Origin of the sequence: Marinobacterium marinum (assembly GCF_013868415.1) — a bacterium.
Classification (GTDB): domain Bacteria; phylum Pseudomonadota; class Gammaproteobacteria; order Pseudomonadales; family Balneatricaceae; genus Marinobacterium; species Marinobacterium marinum.
In genome coordinates, this window is the sequence record NZ_JACEMT010000038.1 from 14858 (window position 1) to 29932 (window position 15075).

Here is a 15075-nt window from a genome sequence, read left to right on the forward strand (position 1 = left end):
GCTCCGGTTTTAACGCAAACGCGCCGCAGGCTGGTCCAGCCCCATGGCGGAACGTGCAAACAAGGTCTTGCCTGCCGGACAGCTGTCCAGCAGCTGCAGCCCCAGGCCGCGCCCCAAGCGCAACAACGGGTTGTCGCTGGCAAACAGCTTCAAGGTTCGGTCACTGAACAGGATGGTGCGCTGCTGATCCAGTCGGCGCTGCTCGACAAAGGCACTCAGCCCCTCCAGCGCTCCCAGCGGCAGCCCCTCGCGCTTGCGCGCGATAATCAGATCTGCCAGAGCCACAACACCTCGCAACGCCAGGTTGTATCCCTGCCCCGCAATGGGGTGCAGGGCGTGAGCGGCATTACCCAGCACAACCAGCCCGGTCCTGACCTGCTCCTCGGCCCGGATCAGCTTGAGCGGATAGTAATGGCGCTCACCCACAGCCGTGAAGCGCCCCGCACGGTAGCCGAATGCATCCTGAAGCCGTGCCAGAAAGGCCTGATCATCCAAGGCCTGTATCTCGTCCAATAAGGTATCAGCCAGTGTCCAGACCAGACCGCAGCGGGTGCGACCGTCCAGGCTTTCACCGGGCAACAGGGCCAGCGGGCCCGATTCGGTAAAGCGTTCGTAGGCGATGTGTCCATGCGGACGATCCAGTGACACATTGGCAACCAGTGCATGCTGGTCATAGGCCTGCTCATGATAATGAATACCCAGCCGCTGGCGCAGTTCGGAGCGCCCGCCGTCGGCCATGACCACCAGCTCGGCACGCAACCACTGTTCGCCCTGCGCCGTCTGCAGGCGCACCCGGTTGCCTGCGGCTTCGGGCACAAGCCGGTCAACCTCGGCTGCCGAAATCAGTGTCAGCTGCTCACCCGCATGCTGTTGCAAATGACTGATCAGCACCCGACCCAGCCAGTGGTTCTCGACCACATACCCCAGAGCAGGCACGCCCTCGTCCTCGGCCTGCAAACGGGTAGTGCCAAATCGTCCTCGGTCAGACACATGGATACTGTTGATGGATGTCAGGTGTTCCGTCAGAGCCGACCAGACACCCATGCGCCGATACAGGGTACGTACCCCCTGCGCCAGCGCGGTGGAGCGGGCATCATAACTGGGCGTAAAAACCGGTGCTCCCGCTGTGGGCAGGGGCTGAGCCTCAATCAATGCCATCTTCAGCCCGAGATCCCGTGCCGTCGGCAGAAGTGCGGCTGCCAGGCTGGCACCCACCATTCCGCCACCGATGATGATCAGATCATACTGCTGCATCGCCCGCCTCTCCGGCTGCTCAGTTTTGCGCCATCAGCGCTTCAATAGCGTGTATTGTCTTGGGCACCCCGTGGGTCAGCACCTCGGGGCCCTGTTCCGTCACCAGCACATCGTCTTCAATGCGGATACCGATGCCTCGCCACTCGGGGGCTACATCCATGTCATCCGGCGCCACATACACGCCCGGCTCAATGGTCATCACCATGCCCGGCTCCAGCGGACGCCATTCGCCGGCTACCTTGTACTGGCCCACATCATGTACATCCATGCCCAGCCAGTGACCGATACGGTGCATGTAAAAGCGGCGATAGGCCCCGTCTTCGATCAAGGCATCCCGCTCACCCTGCAGCAGACCCAGCCCGATCAGCCCTTCGGTCAAACGCTCGACGGACAGATCATGAATCCGGTTCCAGGGTACGCCGGGCTGCATCGCGTCGATACAGGCCAGCTGCACATCCAGCACCAGTTGATACAGCGCTTTCTGCTGTGGCGAGAAGCGTCCATTGACCGGAAAAGTGCGCGTGATATCACTGGCATAGTTGTCCAGTTCGCAGCCTGCATCAATCAGTACCAGATCCCCGTCTTTCAGCTCGGCATCGTTTTCAATGTAGTGCAGAATACAGCCATTGGCACCACCGCCCACGATGGGTGTGTACGCCTGAAAGCGGGCGCCCTGCTGCATACAGTAGCCGGTGATCTCCGCTTCCAGATGGTATTCATATCGACCGGGACGGGACAGACGCATGGCCCGACAATGCGCCTCCGCCGAGATAGTGGCCGCGGCCCGCATGACGGCCAGTTCCGCCTCGCTTTTGAACAGCCGCTGTTCATGCAGCAGATTATCCAGCAGCACCAGTTCGTCCGGTGCATGCGCGCCCTGGCGTGCACGAGCGCGCACCTGATTCAGCCAGCCACGCACACGGGTATCCAGCCGTTCGTCATTGCCCAGGGCATAGTACAGACGCTGTGCACCCTCCAGCAGTTCCGGCATCCGCTGTTCCAGCTCGTCCAGCGTGAAGGCCTGATCCGCGCCAAAGTCACGAATAGCCCCTTCGGGTCCGGCGCGATAACCGGTCCAGATTTCCATCTGCCGGTCGCGTGGCGGACAAAACAGCACGAATTCGCCCTGCGCGCGCCCCGGTATCAACAGCAGCAACGCATCGGGCTCATTGAATCCGGTCAGATAGTAAAAGTCGCTGTCTTGCCGGAAAGCATATTCGGCATCCCGGTTACGGCTGACCAAATGAGCGGCCGCCACCAGCGCCACACTGTTGGCGGGCAACTGCTGCAAGAGCGCAGCACGCCGGCGGGCATATTCGTCCTGAGTAATTTTCATGTTGAGTCCTGGAACTGTCAGTGCAAGACCGGTGCAGGCGCGTCCACGTCTGGAGCGGCCTGGGCATCGGGCTCGTTGCACTCGCTGAATACCAACAGGGCCGCCATGCGAACGTATTCCTGAACTTCCATCAGGTCACCTTCGTCCTCTTCCGAATCGGCATCGGCCTCTGTACTGATTTGAACAATCTGGGCCAGATCACGTAGCGTTTCCTGTCCCTCTACCGAGAGTCCACCCGCGCCCTTTCGCTCCTGCAGGCCAAAGCCGCTCAAGAAGCCGCCACACCAGACCCCGAGTGCTTCAGCGCGGATCGGCAGCAGCTGATCATCATCCGGCAACAGCAGTTCAAAACTGAAATCCGGTGCTTCAAACTGTTGCAAAGTCGCCAGATACAGCTGCATTACGCTGTTACGCAACGCCGGTCCCCGCAAAGGCTCAATATCGAATAATTCCTGCACCCGCTGCAGTAGGCTGTCCGGATCGAATCGGGCACCCGCTGCAACCTGACCGGCCAGCAGTCCATGTAATTCCGAAGGCGATACAGTGAACGCTCCTTCCTCAACCAGCCTGTCGGCCAGCGTATCGAAATCCGGCAGTTCTACTTCAGCGGCCTGTTCGTGGGTCATAGTCATTTTTCCGGCGTTATTTCTGTTGTCCCGAGGGTAACCGGACGGGACCGGCACCGCATTGATCTCTATGCTAGCATTTCACCATAAGCAGAGCCACGGAGTGTCAATTGACCCTGCAGAGGCAGCTGTTTATAGTCAGCAGGTTATTGCATGGGATCTGGCATGAGCGAACACTATTTCAACGCACTCGAACACAAGATTGACCAGCTGCTGGCGCAGGTCCAGAAACTGGAGCAGGAAAACCGCCAGTTGCGCCAACAGGAAACCCGGCTGCGCGAAGAACGCGCGCAACTGGTCCAGCTGAACGACCAGACCCGCGACAAGGTTGAGGGTATGATACGGCGACTCAAGGCACTGGAGCAAAATTCATGAGCGCGGACGCACGCACGGTTACCGTCAAGCTACTGGACAAGGAATACACGATCAGCTGTCCGGATGGTGTCGAAGCCGAATTGCTGGCATCCGCCGATTACCTGAACCAGAAAATGCAGGAAATTCGCCGATCCGGCAAAATCATCGGGCTTGAGCGCATCGCCGTCATGGCGGCTTTGAACATGTCGCACGAGCTGATCAGAAGCCAGGATGCCCAGCGCCAGAATATCGAAACCAACCTGCGACGCCTGGGTCAGAAGATTGATCAGGGACTGGCCCACAAAGAGCCGAAAGAGTCCCATGAAAACTCTTCAACTTCCTGAAAAGTCTTTATCCAACAGTAAGATAACGCACATCCGTAGCAGAGAGCGGCATAATTTCAAGGGCTGACATCCGATTGCAAACAGGTATAATGGGATCAGGTTCCTGGAGTGTTCGGCAGTGGGTCAAGTCCCTCGAGCCGATAAGCAGTACCCAGGAGGTGTTTAACAGGTGTTGTGAGCATGTCCGTTCGACGGAAAGCCTGATTCGCTTGTAAACACTTCCACTCTGAACCTTAGGGTTCAGGGCCACGACCGACACCGGCACTCTGGGAAGCCTTCGACACCATGATGCAGGACCGCAAAACTCTTCGCCGCCACATGCGTGCCCGCCGTCAGGCACTGACGCCACGACAACAACGCCAGGCGTCGCAGGCACTCAGCCATATCGTTCGAACACAGCTATGGTTCCGACAGGCTCGACATGTTGCGCTATACCTGCCCAATGATGGCGAAATTGATCCCTCCCCTCTGATCGCACTCTGTCGCCACCTCGGCAAACGACTTTACCTCCCGGTTTTGCATCCGATCCGTCACAACCGACTCTGGTTCACACCCTACACTGCCGACACCCCGATGCGCCGCAATCGCTATCGCATTCTGGAGCCCGTGTTACAGGGTAAGCCGGTTCGGCCCGCACAGGCGCTGGATCTGGTATTGATGCCGCTGGTTGCCTTTTCCGCCGATGGCGGTCGCATGGGCATGGGAGGGGGGTACTACGATCGGACCTTTGCTTTCAAATTGCAGCAGCATGGATTGAAGGGGCCGAAACTGATTGGGCTGGCGCACGATTTTCAGCGTCAGACACGCCTGCCACTGGAACCCTGGGATGTCCCCCTGGACGGAGTTGCGACCGACTGCTGCTTTTACCGGATCAGCTATTGAAAACGTCTTGTACCATCGCCGCGATCTGCAGATCGCTTTGAGAAATGCCGGTCATCACTGCACCGACCACGAAGACAACAACAAGTACTAATACAAGATCCGGGCTTTTATTCATGGCTGCCAGTTAATTTTGCGAAGACGTTATAATGGTTAGGTGAAATTCGCGAAAAAATCGGCTTCTAGTCTTTCATAACACTGTTTTTTTACAAGCCTTGGCGAGCATTTTTTTGACCGTTGGCAGCATTTTTAAAGATCTTTCACGAACGTCTTCGAACACCCGACTTAAAAACCAACAAAGCGTCGTCGATTCGCATCATTTTCTTTAGTCAGCGAATTCCAGTGCATCGCGCGCTCGGGTAACACCCTGATACCGGCCAACTCGAATCGAGCATTCAGGGCTAAAACGGGGTGGGTAACGAGAGCGCCGGACGGCACTCTCGAGCGGTTTGACCTGAAGCGCGTTATTCAGCGCGCCCAGTCAGCAGGTCACGGCCGCGGATTACGGCCGCACGTACCTGATCCGGTGCGGTACCGCCGATATGGTTGCGCGCCGCCACCGAGCCTTCCAGCGTCAACACCTCGAACACGTCCTGCTCGATGGTATCGGAGAACTGCTGCAACTCTTCCAATGTCATATCCGACAGATCCTTGCCGGTCTTGATACCGTAAGCCACGGACAGACCAACGATTTCATGAGCATCACGGAAGGCCACTCCCTTGCGTACCAGGTAATCAGCCAGATCAGTGGCGGTGGAGAAACCGCGACGCGCCGCTTCGCGCATCTCGTCCTTGCGTGATTCAATGGCAGGAATCATGTCACCAAAGGCACGCAGACAGCCCTTCACCGTATCCACGGCGTCGAACAGCGGCTCCTTGTCTTCCTGATTGTCCTTGTTATAAGCCAGTGGCTGGGATTTCATCAGTGTCAGCAGTGACATCAGGTGACCGTAAACCCGACCGCTCTTGCCGCGCACCAGTTCAGGTACATCCGGATTTTTCTTCTGCGGCATAATGGAAGAACCGGTACAGAAACGGTCCGGCAGGTTGATGAAATTGAACTGCGCCGAGGTCCAGAGCACCAGTTCCTCAGACATGCGGGTCATGTGCATCAGTAATACGCTGGCGGCGGCACAGAACTCGATACCGAAGTCGCGATCAGACACCGCGTCCAGGGAGTTGCCGGCCGGCGCATCGAACTGCAGCAATTCGGCGGTGTAGGCACGATCGATCGGGTAGGTAGTACCGGCCAGCGCCGCAGCGCCGAGCGGCATGACATTGACACGCTTGCGGCAGTCGGCAAAGCGCTCATAGTCACGACTGAGCATCTCGAACCAGGCCAGCAGGTGGTGGCCAAAGGTGACCGGCTGAGCGGTCTGAAGATGGGTGAAGCCAGGCATGATGGTATCCGCTTCCTGCTCGGCCAGATCCAGCAATCCTTGCTGCAGGCGGCTGATTTCGGACAGGATGACATCGATCTCGTCGCGCATGTAAAGGCGGATATCGGTCGCTACCTGGTCGTTGCGCGAGCGGCCGGTATGCAGCTTCTTGCCGGTAATGCCGATCTTCTTGGTCAGCGCGGCCTCGATGTTCATGTGCACGTCTTCCAGCGCAACCGACCAGTCGAACTCACCGCGTTCGATCTCGACACGAATCTCGCCCAGGCCACGAATGATGGCGTCACGTTCGTCTTCGCTCAGTACACCGACTTTGGCCAGCATCCGCGCATGTGCCACCGACCCCTGAATATCCTGCTTGTAGAGGCGCTGGTCGAAATCGACAGACGCGGTGAAACGGGCCACAAAGGCATCCGTCGGCTCACTGAAACGGCCGCCCCATTGCTGATTGGTCTCTTTGCTCATACACCTCATACCTCGCTGACGCTGAATCGGCCCCTGCATGGGCCGGTGAATGTCGATGCCCTGATTATACAGCCCTTTCCCATCAACAGCATGGCCAATACTGAACCCCGACCCACTCGTTATGGCATGCCGGCATGACGCATCTGCCGCGGCAGCCGACTGAATAACAGCGGGAAGCCCGCATCAACCGGCTTGCTGACGGCTGACCTTCAGCGGTCAACCGTTGTCCCGCTTTCTGTTACACTGGTAGCTATTTATTCGACCCGGCGAGGCTCCGCCTCCTGACAAGGATTTGACCATGAGCAGAACTATCCGCATCGCTACCCGTCGCAGCTTGCTGGCCCTCTGGCAGGCCGAATACGTCAAGGCCGAGCTGGAGCGGCATCACCCCGACATTCGGGTCGAACTGCTTAAAATCGAGTCCCGCGGCGACAAGATTTTGGATACGCCACTGGCCAAGATTGGCGGCAAGGGCCTGTTCGTCAAGGAACTGGAACATGCACTGCTCAGCGGCGAAGCCGACATCGCTGTCCATTCAATGAAAGACGTCCCCATGGAATTCCCCGACGGCCTGGGACTGCACGTCATCTGCGAGCGAGAGCGTCCCACCGATGCCTTCGTCAGCAATAACTTTGACCGCTTTGATGACCTTCCTGAAGGTGCAATTGTCGGCACCTCGTCACTGCGGCGCGAAGTACAGATTCGTGAACGCCGTCCCGATCTGCAGGTACGTTTCCTGCGTGGTAACGTGCAGACTCGCCTGCGCAAGCTGGATGACGGCGAGTACGATGCCATCCTGCTGGCCACCGCAGGCCTGCTGCGCCTGGAGCTGGGCGACCGCATCCGGGAAGAAATCACTCCGGAACAAAGCCTTCCAGCCGGTGGACAAGGCGCCGTCGGTATTGAGTGCCGTAATGACGATGCCGAACTGATCGCCCTGATCAAACCGCTGCATCACGTGTCTACCGCCAGCCGTGTCCTGGCCGAACGCGCGATGAACCGTCGCCTGGAAGGGGGCTGTCAGGTCCCGATTGGCTGCTATGCCACCCTGGATGCTGCCCGCGATGAGCTGTGGCTGCGCGGCCTGGTCGGCCGTCCCGACGGAACTCTGGTCCTGCGCGACGAAATACGGGGGCCCAGCACCGATGCCGAGGCGATGGGCATTACGCTGGCCGAGCGCCTGCTCGAGGCCGGGGCTGACGTCATCCTGAAAGATGTCTATACCGAACGTGGTTAAAGCGTTGCACGGACAACGGGTACTGGTTACACGTCCCGCACACCAGGCTGCCAATCAGATCAACTATCTGCGGCAACAAGGTGCCGATCCGGTGGCGCTACCCCTGCTGGACATCGTCCCGACCTCAAGCGAGGATGCCGACTACCAGCAGTGCAAGCAATGCATTCTGGATCTGGACCTGTACCGTGATGTCGTGTTTGTCAGCCCCAACGCCGCCCGTATCGGAGCAGACTGGATTGATGCCTACTGGCCTCAACTCCCGCTGGGTGTGCGCTGGGTTGGCATCGGTCAACAGACTACCGACACACTGACCCGGCTGGGCTTTCCCGCCTGGTATGCGACCGGCGGCTTCGATTCGGAAACCCTGCTCGCACACCCGTCCATGCAAAACATGGTTGGCGCAAAAGTCCTGATTCTGCGCGCCGAAGGCGGACGCGACCTGCTGGCCGATACTCTTCGCCAACGCGGCGCTCGAGTGGACTTTGCTCACATTTACCGCCGCACCTGCCCCCAACATACCCAGGGGGTTATCCAAAGTACTATTTATGCACAACCTTTATCGGCTATTCTGATCACCAGTGGTCAAGCCCTGCGCAACCTGATTCACCTCTGCGCAGCCTTTGATGCTTTGACTGATGTCCTGATCATCGTACCCAGCGCCCGCCTTGCCGAGCTGGCCAATTCGCTGGGATTTAACCGAATCAGGGTAGCCCAGGGGCCGGACGACCAGTCAATGGTCGATGCCTTGCTACCCGCCTGACCTCCGGAACACGGCATGAAAGAGACCCGCAAGCACAGTAATGAACAACAAGACAGCGCGACCTCAACTCCTATGACCGACGATCAAGCCCAGACCGTATCCGGGGCCGCTCCCGGACCCGAAGCGGACGACGCCACCCAGACCACCGACACGGCGTCCTCCGAATCCGCTGCTATCGCTCCGCCCGCCGCGAGCAATGGCTCTGCAGATAGCGAACGCCGCTGCGGCGCAACCTGGCCCGGCAAGCTGGCCCTGCTGCTGTCGGTCATCGCTCTGGGCGGTGGCGGCTACATGGCCTGGGAAGGCTGGCAGCTGCAGCAGCAGAACAGCCAGCTGCAGGGACAGATCAAGCAGCAGATTGACACGGCACTGGCCAATGGTCGTGCCGACACCGCGCAATCGGTTGCCAAGGTCAGTCAGCAACTGGGGCAGCTGCAGGCCCGCGCCGAAGCCGACAAGCGCAATATTGACGAACTCCAGAACCGCCTGACACGCAGTATTCAGCAAATCACTGCTGACGCCGAAGTCAGTCGCAAGGACTGGCTGCTGGCCGAAGTGGAATATCTGCTGCGTTTGGCGAATCAGCGTGTCATGATGGAGCAGACGCCGGCCGGTGCCCTGACCCTGCTGAAGTCCGCCGACGAAAGCCTGCGCGAGGCGGACGATGTCAGCCTGTATGACGTTCGTAAGGCGTTGGCGAATGATATCGCCGCGCTGAAGGCCGTCCCCACACTGGATACCGAAGGCATCTTCCTGCAACTGTCCGCACTGAACCGCCAGGTCAATGAATTGCGTGTAACGCCCATCACCGACAAGCGCAAGCTGCCCGCCCTGCTGGAAGAGATCACGCCGGAAAGTGTGGAAAAGTCCTGGGGAGACGGCCTCAAGGCCAGCTGGAACAAGGCTGTGGATAAGTTCGAGACACTGATCGTCATCCAGCACCGCGACGAACCGGTCAAGCCGCTGATGTCACCGGAGCAAACCTTCTTCCTGCAACAAAACCTGCACCTGATGATGGAGCAGGCCCAGATGGCGCTGCTGCAGCGCGAGCAACAGGCATACGATGAAAGCCTGACCAAGGCCCATGACTGGATCGGCAGCCACTTTGATACCAAAAGCGCCACTACCCAGGCCATGCTGAACAGCCTGGAGGAACTGAAAGCGGTCAACGTGGCCCCCGAACTGCCGGATATTTCCGGTTCGCTGGCCAGTCTGAAAACCTACCTGCGTCAAATGCAGGACCTGCGGGCGGAGGGCTGATCCATGAAGAAGCTGTTTATCTTCCTGATGATATTCCTGGTCGCCGGTGCCTGGCTGGGCCAGATGATGGTGCAGGACCCCGGTTACGTCTTGCTGGCCTACAAGGAGACGACGGTTGAAACCAGCCTGTGGGTACTGCTGTTGCTGTTGCTGGTCGCCTTTGCGCTGGGCCACTGGTTGCTCAACCTGATCGGCAACGCTCACCTTCCCGGCGCCAAAGTCCGGGGCTGGCAGAGCAGACGCAGCCAGAAGGCCAACCGCCGCAAGTCACTCAAGGGCATGATCGCGCTGTCGGAAGGCAACTGGTGGAAAGCCCAGCGTTACTTGAGTCAGGCTGCCGAACATTCCGACCTGCCGGCCATCAAGTACCTGGCAGCAGCACGTGCCGCCCATGAACAGGGTGACCACAGCGGCACCGATGCCCTGCTCAACAAGGCCCGGACCGCCACTCCCCAGGCAGAGGTCACCATTGGCCTCACTCAGGCCACTTTCCAGCTGGAGCGCGGTCAGCTGGAGCCCTGCTTGGCCAACCTGCTGAATCTGCGTCGTCTGGCACCGAAAAATTCCCAGGTTCTGCGCTTGTTGCAACAGGTCTACCTGCGTCTGGAGGACTGGCTGGCCCTGATTCAGCTGTTGCCCGAGCTGAAACGGCAAGGCGTGATCAACGACCGTGAAATGATGCAGCTGGAGCAACAGTGCCACCTGCAGCGCCTGGCACAAAGCCTGGCAACGCTGCCGGCCGACACTGACGAACAGGAAAAATTGCGCGTCCTCAGCCGCAGCTGGCAGGCCGTGCCTGCACACCTGCTGCGTGATCCTGAACTCATCACCCGCTACAGCGACCTGATGCGCCAGATTGGTGCCGAAGCTGAAGCGGAGGCAGTACTGCAGGACCTGATCAAGCGCAAATGGGACAACCACCTGGTCGAGGTCTACGGCACACTGGCGGGCAAGGATCCGCAAAAACAGCTGGATACTGCCAAGGGCTGGCACCGAAAACACCCGGACTGCGCCGAACTCGAGCTGACGCTGGGCCGCCTGAGCATGCGCAACTCCCTCTGGGGACAAGCCATTGGTTACTTCGAACGCAGCTTCGAACTGGCACCACGCGTGGAAACCTTCGGCGAACTGCAGCGCCTGCTGCAGCACCTGGGTGAAACCGAGCGTGCATCCCAGCTGATGCAGGCTAATTTCACTCGCGTGGCGCCACAACTGCCCGCGCTGCCTCTACCTCAAGAAACTCACTAAACCAAACGTACAAAAAAGGGCAGTTCACACTGCCCTTTTTCATATCCCGCATCGCTTTGTCAGGACGCACTCTTGCCCGGTCGCGGTGCCCAGGCAAACACATCCGAATGGATCTGATCAGCACGGACACCGCGAGCTTCCAGGCGATCAACCAATGCATGCACCATACCCGGTGAACCACAGGCATATACGGCCAGATCGGCGCAATCAGCGGGCAGTTCTTGCGCCAGTACGTCCGGCATCAGCCCGGTACACCCCTGCCAACCCGGACTGTTCTCCGGCTCACTCACCACCGGCACAAAACGCACATTGGCATGTTCGGATACCCACTGCTGAGGCAGTCGCTCCAGATAGAGATCAGCCTCGACCCGCGCTCCCCAGTAAATATCGATCGGGTTAGACACCTGGTTGGCCAGCAGATGTTCAACCATGCTCTTGATCTGGGCAAACCCGGTACTGGCTGCAGCAAAGACAAAGCGGGTGTCCGGTGTCACCTCCGCCTGACTCAGGCTCACCTCGCCCTTGGGCAGTTCAACCTCGATCTCGTCTCGCGTTCTCAGGGTCTCCAGGATACGCGCATTGAACTCGCTCCCCGGCACTTCACGAATGTGCAGTTCCAGGTCACGCCCCTGATCCGGGGCCGAGGCTATGGAAAACGAGGCTTTTTTGCCATCCGGCAGACATAGATCCAGATACTGGCCCGCACGAAAGTGCACCGATTCCGGGTCATCGGCCTTGAGCCTCAGTCGGACCCTGTACACATCATGGTTCAGCGCATTGAAACCGGTAATATCGCAATACTTCTTGTCTACGGAAAACACCTATTCTTCTCCCTGCCCGAACAGATCCGCCGTTCGGTCGATTGGGTTTAACATATATCCAGCTGGTCCCAGATTTCATCCACCCGCGCCTTCACCGCCGGGTCCATGGTGATCGGCTCACCCCACTCACGACTGGTTTCGCCCGGCCACTTGTTGGTCGCGTCCATCCCCATCTTGGAGCCCAGCCCTGACACCGGAGAGGCAAAATCCAGATAATCGATCGGCGTATTGTCAATCATCACTGTATCCCGCTGCGGGTCCATGCGTGTAGTGATCGCCCAGATGACGTCCTTCCAGTCACGGGCATTGACGTCGTCGTCACAAACAATGACAAACTTGGTGTACATGAACTGACGCAGGAAGGACCAAACGCCCAGCATGATCCGCTTGGCGTGTCCCGGATACTGTTTCTTCATGGTCACCACGGCCATGCGGTAGGAGCAGCCCTCCGGTGGCAGATAAAAATCGACAATCTCGGGAAACTGCTTCTGCAGGATCGGCACGAATACCTCATTCAACGCCACTCCCAGCACCGCCGGCTCGTCAGGTGGACGGCCGGTATAGGTACTGTGATAAATGGCATCCTGCCGCCGGGTAATTCGTTCAACCGTGAATACAGGGAAGGAATCCACTTCGTTGTAATAGCCGGTATGGTCACCGAACGGACCTTCATCTGCCATCTCCTCGGGGTCGATGTAGCCCTCGAGGATAATCTCGGCGCTGGCCGGCACCTGGAGATCATTGCCTAAGCACTTGACCACCTCCGTCTTGCCGCCACGCAGCAGACCGGCAAAGGCGTATTCGGACAGGGTATCGGGCACCGGAGTCACAGCTCCCAGAATGGTCGCCGGGTCAGCACCCAATGCCACCGCAACCGGAAATTTTTCCCCAGGGTGAGCCGCTTGCCACTCTCGGAAATCCAGTGCGCCGCCCCGGTGCGCCAACCAACGCATGATCAGCTTGTTGCGACCAATCAGCTGCTGCCGGTAGATGCCCAGGTTCTGGCGTGGTTTTTCAGGCCCTCGTGTCACGACCAGCGGCCAGGTAACCAGTGGACCGGCATCGCCGGGCCAGCAGGTTTGAATCGGGATCTGGTGCAGATCGACCTCATCACCTTCGATCACCACTTCCTGACAGGGCGCCTTGCGGATCTGCTTGGGTCCCATATTGAGCACCTGCTTGTACAGCGGCAGCTTGTCCCAGGCATCCTTCATGCCGCGCGGTGGTTCAGGCTCCTTCAACTGTGCCAGCAGCTTGCCCACCTCACGCAGCGCCGTTACCGACTCTTCGCCCATACCCAACGCCACCCGCTCCGGGGTGCCGAACAGGTTGGCCAGTACCGGCATGTCATACCCCTTGGGGTGTTCAAACAACAGTGCCGGGCCTCCGGCCCTGAGCGTGCGATCACAGATTTCGGTCATTTCCAGCACCGGGTCCACCGGCATGCTGATGCGTTTCAATTCACCGCGCTGCTCCAGCATTGTGATGAAGTCACGCAGGTCCTTGTATTTGGGTGTCGACATGGATTGGCTCGTCTCAGATTTAGCTACGTCCAGGCTGGCGACAAACGGGTCGTGCCCCGTATGGGGTCGGGCCGCCTCGGTTCTCGTCAGCCCCCGGTTCCGCATATAAAAAAGGGTAAGTTTTTACGCTTACCCTGTGAGGCCGATCCGGTGGCCGGTGACGATCGTTTTACTTGCGTTTCATTGACAGGAAAAACTCGTCGTTGGTCTTGAAATCCTTCAGCTTGTCGATGACAAACTCGGTCGCGGCGGAATCATCCATGGGATCCAGCAGCTTGCGCAAAATCCACATGCGCTGCAGCTCTTCCTCGCTGGTCAGCAAATCCTCACGGCGGGTGCCTGAACGGCGGATATTGATCGCCGGGAACACGCGTTTTTCAGCAATCTTGCGATCCAGGTGCACTTCGGAGTTACCGGTACCCTTGAACTCCTCGAAGATCACTTCATCCATCTTCGACCCGGTATCGACCAGTGCCGTCGCGATAATGGTCAGACTGCCGCCCTCTTCGATGTTACGGGCCGCACCGAAGAAGCGCTTCGGACGTTCCAGAGCGTGCGCATCAACACCACCGGTCAGCACCTTGCCGGATGACGGAATGACCGTGTTGTAGGCGCGAGCCAGACGCGTGATGGAATCCAGCAGGATCACCACATCCTTCTTGTGCTCAGTCAGACGCTTGGCCTTCTCCAACACCATTTCGGCAACCTGTACGTGCCGCGCCGGCGGCTCGTCAAAGGTCGACGCAACCACCTCACCACGCACGGTGCGCTGCATGTCGGTCACTTCCTCCGGACGCTCGTCGATCAGCAGAACGATCAGGTAGCATTCCGGATTATTACGGGTGATGCTGTTGGCAATGTTCTGCAGCATCAGTGTCTTACCGGCTTTCGGCGGTGACACGATCAGGGCACGCTGACCCTTGCCCATCGGGCAGACCAGATCGATTACGCGAGCGGTCAGGTCTTCGGTACTGCCGTTGCCGAGTTCCATGCGCAGACGTTCCTGCGCGAACAGCGGCGTCAGGTTCTCGAACAGGATCTTGTTCTTCGCGTTTTCAGGGCGGTCATAGTTGATCTCGTTGACCTTCAGCAACGCGAAGTAGCGTTCGCCATCCTTCGGCGGACGAATCTTACCGGCAATGGTGTCACCGGTACGCAGGTTGAAACGGCGAATCTGGCTCGGCGATACATAGATGTCGTCAGGGCCGGCCAGATAGGAGGAGTCGGCGGAACGCAGGAAGCCGAAACCATCCTGCAGGATCTCCAGCACACCATTGCCATAGATGTCTTCGCCGCTTTTGGCGTGACGCTTCAGAATGGCAAAAATGACATCCTGCTTGCGAGATCGGGCCATGTTCTCGAGGCCCATTTCGGTAGCAATTTCCAGAAGTTCCGGAACGCTTTTCAGTTTGAGTTCGGTAAGATTCATAGTTTTCAGGAAGCAGCCGCTATCGACTGGTTACGGATGGAAACCGGGAGGTTAGTCAGAAGAATAAGGTTAAGATACAGCTATTGAAGCCCACGGAGTGGATCGCCGGGCCGACAAGTGAATCTACTATAAAAGCTAACCG

14 protein-coding genes and 1 other RNA gene are annotated in these 15075 nt (G+C 58.6%); 8 read left to right on the plus strand and 7 right to left on the minus strand.

From position 1 onward, the window contains the following. Positions 1–9: 9 nt before the first annotated feature. From ubiH to H1S06_RS04495, 3 genes are read right to left on the minus strand one after another with little or no spacing between them, the layout of a single operon-like run. Positions 10–1254 (minus strand): 2-octaprenyl-6-methoxyphenyl hydroxylase, encoded by a 1245-nt coding sequence (gene ubiH / locus H1S06_RS04485; RefSeq protein WP_181737651.1) that lies wholly within the window; start codon positions 1252–1254, stop codon positions 10–12. Between the two features lie 19 nt (positions 1255–1273). Next, positions 1274–2590 (minus strand): Xaa-Pro aminopeptidase, encoded by a 1317-nt coding sequence (gene pepP, locus H1S06_RS04490; protein ID WP_181737653.1) that lies wholly within the window; start codon positions 2588–2590, stop codon positions 1274–1276. A 17-nt stretch (positions 2591–2607) separates the two neighbouring features. Then, complete coding sequence (locus H1S06_RS04495) at positions 2608–3216, minus strand: UPF0149 family protein (RefSeq protein ID WP_181737655.1); 609 nt, start codon at positions 3214–3216, stop codon at positions 2608–2610. 165 nt (positions 3217–3381) lie between these two features. Between H1S06_RS04495 and H1S06_RS04500 the strand changes: the two genes are divergently transcribed. From H1S06_RS04500 to H1S06_RS04515, 4 genes are all read left to right on the plus strand, one after another. After that, positions 3382–3591, plus strand: coding sequence for a TIGR02449 family protein (locus H1S06_RS04500; RefSeq protein WP_181737657.1), 210 nt, complete (start codon positions 3382–3384; stop codon positions 3589–3591). Continuing rightward, the gene (locus tag H1S06_RS04505) at positions 3588–3914 is read left to right on the plus strand and encodes a cell division protein ZapA (protein WP_181737658.1); all 327 of its coding nucleotides are present in this window, start codon (positions 3588–3590) and stop codon (positions 3912–3914) included. The genes H1S06_RS04500 and H1S06_RS04505 overlap by 4 nt, the downstream gene beginning before the upstream one ends. Before the next feature lie 97 nt (positions 3915–4011). After that, positions 4012–4191, plus strand: a non-coding RNA gene (gene ssrS, locus H1S06_RS04510) — 6S RNA. A gap of 8 nt (positions 4192–4199) precedes the next feature. After that, positions 4200–4796, plus strand: a complete 597-nt coding sequence (locus tag H1S06_RS04515; protein ID WP_181737660.1) for a 5-formyltetrahydrofolate cyclo-ligase — start codon at positions 4200–4202, stop codon at positions 4794–4796. Between the two features lie 461 nt (positions 4797–5257). Here H1S06_RS04515 and argH read toward each other — a convergent pair whose 3' ends face one another. After that, on the minus strand, positions 5258–6655 hold the full coding sequence (gene argH, locus H1S06_RS04520; protein ID WP_181737662.1) for an argininosuccinate lyase: 1398 nt from the start codon (positions 6653–6655) through the stop codon (positions 5258–5260). A gap of 298 nt (positions 6656–6953) precedes the next feature. On the opposite strand from argH, the gene hemC reads away from it, so the two are divergent. The 4 genes from hemC to H1S06_RS04540 are packed head-to-tail and all read left to right on the plus strand — an operon-like array spanning position 6954 to position 11160. Continuing rightward, positions 6954–7892, plus strand: a complete 939-nt coding sequence (gene hemC, locus H1S06_RS04525) for a hydroxymethylbilane synthase (RefSeq protein ID WP_181737665.1) — start codon at positions 6954–6956, stop codon at positions 7890–7892. Further along, positions 7870–8652 (plus strand): uroporphyrinogen-III synthase, encoded by a 783-nt coding sequence (locus H1S06_RS04530; RefSeq protein ID WP_181737667.1) that lies wholly within the window; start codon positions 7870–7872, stop codon positions 8650–8652. Before hemC ends, H1S06_RS04530 begins: the two co-directional genes overlap by 23 nt. A 15-nt stretch (positions 8653–8667) precedes the next feature. Continuing rightward, positions 8668–9912: a uroporphyrinogen-III C-methyltransferase gene (locus H1S06_RS04535; RefSeq protein WP_181737669.1), complete on the plus strand. Its 1245-nt coding sequence runs from the start codon at positions 8668–8670 to the stop codon at positions 9910–9912. A 3-nt stretch (positions 9913–9915) separates the two neighbouring features. Then, positions 9916–11160: a heme biosynthesis protein HemY gene (locus H1S06_RS04540; protein ID WP_181737670.1), complete on the plus strand. Its 1245-nt coding sequence runs from the start codon at positions 9916–9918 to the stop codon at positions 11158–11160. Positions 11161–11219: 59 nt separating this feature from the next. Here the strand turns inward: H1S06_RS04540 and H1S06_RS15695 are convergent, their stop codons facing one another. From H1S06_RS15695 to rho, 3 genes are all read right to left on the minus strand, one after another. Further along, entirely contained in the window at positions 11220–11981 is a 762-nt protein-coding gene (locus H1S06_RS15695) for an NAD(P)H-flavin reductase (protein ID WP_181737672.1), read from the minus strand. Positions 11982–12028: 47 nt separating this feature from the next. Further along, the gene (gene ubiD / locus H1S06_RS04550; RefSeq protein ID WP_181737674.1) at positions 12029–13504 is read right to left on the minus strand and encodes a 4-hydroxy-3-polyprenylbenzoate decarboxylase; all 1476 of its coding nucleotides are present in this window, start codon (positions 13502–13504) and stop codon (positions 12029–12031) included. Between the two features lie 169 nt (positions 13505–13673). Further along, complete coding sequence (gene rho, locus H1S06_RS04555) at positions 13674–14933, minus strand: transcription termination factor Rho (protein WP_181737676.1); 1260 nt, start codon at positions 14931–14933, stop codon at positions 13674–13676. Positions 14934–15075: the final 142 nt, after the last annotated feature.

Excerpts from the sequence above, each read along its gene's own strand:
- H1S06_RS04500 (WP_181737657.1), top strand. The coding sequence starts at position 3,382 with ATGAGCGAACACTATTTCAACGCACTCGAACACAAGATTGACCAGCTG.
- H1S06_RS04515 (WP_181737660.1), top strand. The coding sequence starts at position 4,200 with ATGATGCAGGACCGCAAAACTCTTCGCCGCCACATGCGTGCCCGCCGT.
- H1S06_RS04535 (WP_181737669.1), top strand. The coding sequence starts at position 8,668 with ATGAAAGAGACCCGCAAGCACAGTAATGAACAACAAGACAGCGCGACC.
- ubiH (WP_181737651.1), bottom strand. The coding sequence starts at position 1,254 with ATGCAGCAGTATGATCTGATCATCATCGGTGGCGGAATGGTGGGTGCC.
- H1S06_RS04540 (WP_181737670.1), top strand. The coding sequence starts at position 9,916 with ATGAAGAAGCTGTTTATCTTCCTGATGATATTCCTGGTCGCCGGTGCC.
- rho (WP_181737676.1), bottom strand. The coding sequence starts at position 14,933 with ATGAATCTTACCGAACTCAAACTGAAAAGCGTTCCGGAACTTCTGGAA.
- H1S06_RS04505 (WP_181737658.1), top strand. The coding sequence starts at position 3,588 with ATGAGCGCGGACGCACGCACGGTTACCGTCAAGCTACTGGACAAGGAA.
- ubiD (WP_181737674.1), bottom strand. The coding sequence starts at position 13,504 with ATGTCGACACCCAAATACAAGGACCTGCGTGACTTCATCACAATGCTG.
- H1S06_RS04495 (WP_181737655.1), bottom strand. The coding sequence starts at position 3,216 with ATGACCCACGAACAGGCCGCTGAAGTAGAACTGCCGGATTTCGATACG.
- pepP (WP_181737653.1), bottom strand. The coding sequence starts at position 2,590 with ATGAAAATTACTCAGGACGAATATGCCCGCCGGCGTGCTGCGCTCTTG.
- H1S06_RS04530 (WP_181737667.1), top strand. The coding sequence starts at position 7,870 with ATGTCTATACCGAACGTGGTTAAAGCGTTGCACGGACAACGGGTACTG.
- hemC (WP_181737665.1), top strand. The coding sequence starts at position 6,954 with ATGAGCAGAACTATCCGCATCGCTACCCGTCGCAGCTTGCTGGCCCTC.
- argH (WP_181737662.1), bottom strand. The coding sequence starts at position 6,655 with ATGAGCAAAGAGACCAATCAGCAATGGGGCGGCCGTTTCAGTGAGCCG.